The organism is Methanospirillum sp., from assembly GCF_035406105.1.
GTDB lineage: Archaea > Halobacteriota > Methanomicrobia > Methanomicrobiales > Methanospirillaceae > Methanospirillum.
The window spans coordinates 1-3712 of sequence record NZ_DAONKG010000225.1 but is presented as its reverse complement, the minus strand read 5'-3'; the positions used below and the strand labels follow the sequence as shown (position 1 = coordinate 3712).

The window sequence follows — 3712 nt, the reverse complement described above, 5'->3', positions numbered from 1 at the left end:
ATATCCTCCGTATCCTTCCTCATCAAGCTGGATAGCAGCTGCATTCGTGATCTGACCGGTGTTCGCCTGCCCGCAGCAGGGGAAGATAATCCGTGATTTGTCCCCGCCTGCGCAGGAACAGGGTGCCTGCTCTGCCATTATGCCCCCTGGAGAATTTCTACCAGTTCATTCACAGTCGGGACCCGGCCGGTGACCACCTCTTCCCCGTCAATAAACAGGGAAGGGGTCATCAGAACCACCCGGGTTACGATCTCGTTCAGTTCCTCAACTTTGATAACCTCTGCCTGTACACCTGCCTTCTTTACTGCCTCATTCACGTTGTCAAACATCCGTTTGCATTTTGTACATCCCGTGCCTAATACTTCGATTTTCATTATTTCACCATTTTTTGAATTGTATTAGATTCACAAAAAAACCATATAAGGGTATCACAGAGAGGAGCACCCGGCTCCGGTGTGATCCTTCATAAAAGCAGCAAGAGCATGTTTACCCCGGGAGTGTGGCAATGCTTTTATCCAGGTACTGGAGATGTGAGACGATTCCACTCATCTCCTCTGCCGGAAATCCGACAATCGCCTCTCCCGGTCCCATATCGGTTGCATCCCTGCATCCATAACACCCGAGGCCGTAATTCAGCCGGTTCTCACGGAACGGAATGATACACGAGTCCACGCAGGTCGCCTGAAGAACAGCTGTTGATCCCTGCACCCGTTTCCCCTCATGGGTGTGGAGGTTTGCGAGCAGGATCCACATGAGCCGCTCGGTCTCATCCTCAATAATTACGACATCAGGTACTACTTTGGCATCAGTCAAAGGGAACACTTCAATTCGCATAACTGAATTCGGCGTCAGGGTAGTCATTCCTTCAAACATATGCTGTGCTACGGTCTCATCAGAGACGATTCCAAATCCCGCCAGTCCTTTCCCGGTCCGGAGTGGCTCAGGCAGCGGTTTGAATCCGAATGCCCGTGCCGTGCCCGCATCAACGCCTGGCAGAACCGCATCGGGATTTTCTGATCTTCAAGTTCCGGTTTCTCTCCTGACTGAACGATTCTGACTCCGACCGGAGATCCGTTCAGTCCAAGAATGGTGCTCATCGTCGAAGCAAACGAATTATGGTTCCAAATCCCAAAAAATAACCTGGTGATGATCAGATCGTGCAATTCTGTTCATCCATTGATGTTGTTATACCATCGGATGAATACACCCCAGTGTATTCAATCGTAATCTTTCTGATCGTAATCATCCTCATATCAATTCTCGGAATCAAATACAAAATCCCCCCATTCATCTCCTTGATTGGGGGAGCCATGGTTTTTGGGACTGCCGTGGGCACTTAGCCGGTTCTTCTCGTCGATCAGATCTCAAAAGGTTCAGCCAGTATTTTTATTCTCTGGGAGTCCCAATCCTTGCCGGTTCGGTCATGGCAAAATATCTCGCTGAAGGTCGCTATATCCAGGGGATCATCTCTGATCTGCGAGGGCAAATCGCCTTCCCTTCGATTATATCAGCAATATCGGGATACATTGTGGGAATTCCATCAACCTGTCCCATCACCGCATTCATGATCCTCTCACCGGTCACGACTCATTTTACTGCAATAAAAAAACGACAGACAGATCTGATGTATCTGGTTGCTATCGGGAGTGCTGTCGGAGTCGCATACGTGTATCCCACACCGGTGACATTCTCACTTTTAGAGACATTTGCCTCGACCCTTTCCCCTTGACCTATGATCTGGTTGCAATTCCTCTCTCACTCCTCTTCCTCGTTCCGATAATCCTCCTGGTGAGAAAACGACGAACGCATGAACCGGATGAAGAAGAATCAGAATTATATCCTCGTTCTTTAATCCGGTTTCACCCAAGAGCCTGGGCTCCCTTTATTGCCATCATTGTGAGTACCCTCATTGGACTTTTCATCCTCAACCTCAGCCATTTTGGGTTGGTTCAGTTTATTATGCTCATCGGGATGGTAACCTCAGCATGTATTGCCAGTCCACAAATCCGATGGACCGGGTTTGTTCTCGGGGCAAAACATGCAGGGGTTGTTATCTTTGATATCTGTGGAGCCGGAGCTCTCGGATCTGCCATCACCAGTTCCACCTTTACCCAGGATGCATTGCAGATAATCGGGCAGTCTGCGTTCATTCCGATAATCCTGACTCCGTTTATTCTCGCCGCTTTAATCCAGACCGCTCAGGGTTCACGTATCGTCACCGCATCCACAACCGTCCTGCTTCTCGCCGGAACAACTCTTCCGGAGACGATGAATCCGCTTGCGCCTTTCCTGATGATCGTTGCAGGAGCGGGAGTGATGTGTTTTGTGACTAATCCGTATTTCTGGTTGTTACACCGTGAGACCGGTGATGAAGTGAAACGGGTGTTTACCTATTACACGCTACCTCAGATTGCGTTTGGATTCATGACCTGTGGGATTGCACTGGGAATCCAGTGGTTCTTTCCAATATAACAGAAATGCAAAAATAATTCTAAAAAAGTTATTCTGGTTTCTCTTCCTTCTCTTCACTATCGCAGCAGGCCTGATTCTTTGGTACAATCTTCGGGCCGCAGCAACAACACTCTGCATCTTTTTTCCCGAAAAACTTCTCAAAGAAACCTTTCTTCTCAGCCATGAGTAGATATGTACTGTGTACATTTAAAATTTTATTGAATTAGAATTTGCCGCACGGAAGAGCGGGCATTTCACTTTCAATCTTTTCCTGAGAGTATATGGCGCATTACGTCTGGCATTTTTTCAGATAACCGATCTGCGGGTACCAAGGTAAGACAGCAAATATCATTCTTATCTCCTATGGATATGAGGGCGAATTTATCTCCCTCTTGAATTTTAGCCCGCATTCTGATATCTTTAGGAATGACGATCTGCCCTCTGGCATCGATGGTAAGTACTGCTTTTACCTCATACGATTGAGACCCTACCTATGAACCCGGGAGTGAAACTGGGGGATTGGGTAGTTTTTTCATTCATTCCTCCTGATGGTTCAACCAAATCTGAAACAGATATTGATAAATATCTCACCTGTCTATTATTATCTCAGTTGTATTTGAAATATTGGACTTGATGTAATCGTGGCTCTTTGTCAGTGGTGTATGGGCTGGGGTGCTGATCCACCTTCCTTTTTTTCATCAAAGCGCCGGAGTTGTACCGGTTTGTATCGATGAGGAGACATGCATGATTGAATGAAAGGAAGGTATCAATGTTTTTTTCTTTACCCAACTCCGGGTTCTCAAACCTGAGCACCCGGTTCTGTACCGATATGCAAACATCACGATTAATCTGCATCCCTGATTGCGGCGGTGAACTCTTCACATGACCGCTATCAACGATATCGTTACGGCAGGCCAGTACTTTCTCGTGATCACCGTTGAACTGGTGATCCTTTTTATCGGGATCAGTTTTCTGGTCGGCCTGATCCGGGAGTATGTACCTGAAGAGAAGATCAGAAACATCCTTACGAGCAAGCACCGGGGAGTCGGGAATATCTTCGGGGCTTTTTTTGGTTCACTCACCCCGTTCTGTTCCTGTTCGACTATCCCGATCCTGGTCGGGTTACTTGATGTCGGCGTGCCGTTTGGGATAGCGTACTCTTTCCTGATCGCGTCCCCCCTGCTCAATCCGGTCATCTTCTTCCTGCTCCTGGCACTATTCGGTCTAGTGCCTACCCTGATTTATGCTGCAATCACCTTCT

Annotated in this window: 8 protein-coding genes and 1 pseudogene; 3 read left to right on the top strand and 6 right to left on the bottom strand. The window is 47.7% G+C overall.

From position 1 onward, the window contains the following. The 4 genes from PLA23_RS11440 to PLA23_RS11425 all read right to left on the bottom strand — a co-directional run. A partial coding sequence (locus PLA23_RS11440; protein WP_324475267.1) for a putative zinc-binding protein occupies positions 1-138 on the bottom strand: 138 nt, incomplete at its 3' end. Next, the gene (locus PLA23_RS11435; protein WP_324328857.1) at positions 138-374 is read right to left on the bottom strand and encodes a thioredoxin family protein; all 237 of its coding nucleotides are present in this window, start codon (positions 372-374) and stop codon (positions 138-140) included. The genes PLA23_RS11435 and PLA23_RS11440, both read right to left, overlap by 1 nt. Positions 375-486: 112 nt before the next feature. Beyond that, the gene (locus PLA23_RS11430; RefSeq protein WP_324328866.1) at positions 487-918 is read right to left on the bottom strand and encodes a DUF169 domain-containing protein; all 432 of its coding nucleotides are present in this window, start codon (positions 916-918) and stop codon (positions 487-489) included. Then, entirely contained in the window at positions 882-1163 is a 282-nt protein-coding gene (locus PLA23_RS11425) for a hypothetical protein (protein ID WP_324328856.1), read from the bottom strand. The genes PLA23_RS11430 and PLA23_RS11425 overlap by 37 nt, the downstream gene beginning before the upstream one ends. A gap of 260 nt (positions 1164-1423) precedes the next feature. On the opposite strand from PLA23_RS11425, the gene PLA23_RS11420 reads away from it, so the two are divergent. Together PLA23_RS11420 and PLA23_RS11415 are read left to right on the top strand one after the other, a co-directional pair. Next, positions 1424-1729, top strand: a complete 306-nt coding sequence (locus PLA23_RS11420; protein ID WP_324328855.1) for a hypothetical protein — start codon at positions 1424-1426, stop codon at positions 1727-1729. Continuing rightward, positions 1726-2472 (top strand): GntT/GntP/DsdX family permease, encoded by a 747-nt coding sequence (locus PLA23_RS11415; RefSeq protein WP_324328854.1) that lies wholly within the window; start codon positions 1726-1728, stop codon positions 2470-2472. Before PLA23_RS11420 ends, PLA23_RS11415 begins: the two co-directional genes overlap by 4 nt. A gap of 28 nt (positions 2473-2500) precedes the next feature. Here the strand turns inward: PLA23_RS11415 and PLA23_RS11410 are convergent, their stop codons facing one another. Both PLA23_RS11410 and hgcC read right to left on the bottom strand, forming a co-directional pair. Then, the gene (locus PLA23_RS11410; RefSeq protein WP_324328853.1) at positions 2501-2635 is read right to left on the bottom strand and encodes a hypothetical protein; all 135 of its coding nucleotides are present in this window, start codon (positions 2633-2635) and stop codon (positions 2501-2503) included. Between the two features lie 76 nt (positions 2636-2711). Further along, positions 2712-2915, bottom strand: a pseudogene (gene hgcC / locus PLA23_RS13840) (HgcAB-associated protein HgcC); the annotation flags it as partial. Positions 2916-3333: 418 nt separating this feature from the next. On the opposite strand from hgcC, the gene PLA23_RS11405 reads away from it, so the two are divergent. Then, a partial coding sequence (locus PLA23_RS11405) for a permease (protein WP_324475266.1) occupies positions 3334-3712 on the top strand: 379 nt, incomplete at its 3' end.

What these genes read in the sequence shown, in the direction of transcription:
- PLA23_RS11435 (WP_324328857.1), bottom strand. Translation starts at nt 374, where the DNA reads ATGAAAATCGAAGTATTAGGCACGGGATGTACAAAATGCAAACGGATG.
- PLA23_RS11420 (WP_324328855.1), top strand. Translation starts at nt 1,424, where the DNA reads ATGGCAAAATATCTCGCTGAAGGTCGCTATATCCAGGGGATCATCTCT.
- PLA23_RS11410 (WP_324328853.1), bottom strand. Translation starts at nt 2,635, where the DNA reads ATGGCTGAGAAGAAAGGTTTCTTTGAGAAGTTTTTCGGGAAAAAAGAT.